This is a genomic window from Petrocella sp. FN5, from assembly GCF_029210395.1.
In the GTDB taxonomy this organism is placed as follows: domain Bacteria; phylum Bacillota; class Clostridia; order Lachnospirales; family Vallitaleaceae; genus Petrocella.
In genome coordinates, this window is record NZ_JARGDP010000201.1 from 1 (window position 1) to 1,005 (window position 1,005).

Annotated in this window: 2 protein-coding genes; both read left to right on the forward strand. The window is 31.1% G+C overall.

Annotated features, from left to right (window positions below):
* The first annotated feature begins 343 nt into the window (after nucleotides 1-343).
* A complete protein-coding gene (locus P0N36_RS15480) occupies nucleotides 344-616 on the forward strand; it encodes a type II toxin-antitoxin system RelB/DinJ family antitoxin (protein WP_125137198.1) in 273 nt (90 codons plus the stop codon).
* Nucleotides 609-878, forward strand: coding sequence for a Txe/YoeB family addiction module toxin (locus tag P0N36_RS15485; protein ID WP_275843792.1), 270 nt, complete (start codon nucleotides 609-611; stop codon nucleotides 876-878). The genes P0N36_RS15480 and P0N36_RS15485 overlap by 8 nt, the downstream gene beginning before the upstream one ends.
* The last annotated feature ends 127 nt before the right edge of the window (nucleotides 879-1,005 follow it).

Sequence of the window (1,005 nt, forward strand, 5' to 3'; positions counted from 1 at the left end):
ATATCGTATTTTGGCAAAAATCGAAGATAAAAAGATTCTAATTACAATCATAGAGCTAGGTCACCGCAAAGATATTTATCAATAACAACCGGAACCAGAGGGACAGTTCCTTCGGGTTGTAAGACGTATTAAAAGTTAATACAGTATAAGCAAGACCCGTTAATCATGAATTTGGCTAGCGGTCATTTTTTACCTATATGTGAAATAGAAGTTTAATAAATACTCTTAGAATCTAAGTCGTTATCGATATTTAGCTTTATGAATTTGTCAATACAATGTAAATACTATGTATTGACTAAATGATTATACTGAATTATAATAATGATAGAAGGGAAGTGATAAGATGAAGCAGACAACAATAAGCATACGTATAGATGATGAATTAAAAAAAGAGATGGAAGAAACTTGTAGAGAACTAGGACTTAATATTACAACAGCTTTTACTATATTTGCAAAGAAAATGAGTCGTGAGCATAGAATTCCTTTTGAAGTATCCATTGATCCTTTTTATAGTGTTAATAATCTAAAAGCAATTGATGAATCGATTGAACAGATTAAACAAGGTAAAGTTATTTCTAAAACAATGGAAGAACTTGAGGCAATGGAAAATGAGTAGATTAATATTTTCAGAACAAGCATGGGAAGAGTATTTATATTGGCAGACTCAAGACAAAAAGACATTAAAAAGAATTAACAAATTACTGAAGGATATAGAACGGAATGGAAATGATGGTATTGGTAAACCAGAGTCGCTTAAATATAGAAAAGGCTGGAGCAAAAGAATAGATGATTGTAATCGACTGGTCTATGATTTAGAAGATGGTTTAATTGAAATTATTCAATGTAACAAAACCAGAGGGACAGTTCTTCCGGTTTGATGGTGTAACAAAAGTTAATACAGTATAATAGAGACCTGTTAGTCACGAAGTTGGCTAGCGTTTTTTTTTGCTTTTAAAAAGCTATTTTGTGTATAGTTGCTAAAAGTGTGTGAATGTAGCAACCACA

What these genes read in the sequence shown, in the direction of transcription:
- P0N36_RS15480 (WP_125137198.1), top strand. Translation starts at nt 344, where the DNA reads ATGAAGCAGACAACAATAAGCATACGTATAGATGATGAATTAAAAAAA.
- P0N36_RS15485 (WP_275843792.1), top strand. Translation starts at nt 609, where the DNA reads ATGAGTAGATTAATATTTTCAGAACAAGCATGGGAAGAGTATTTATAT.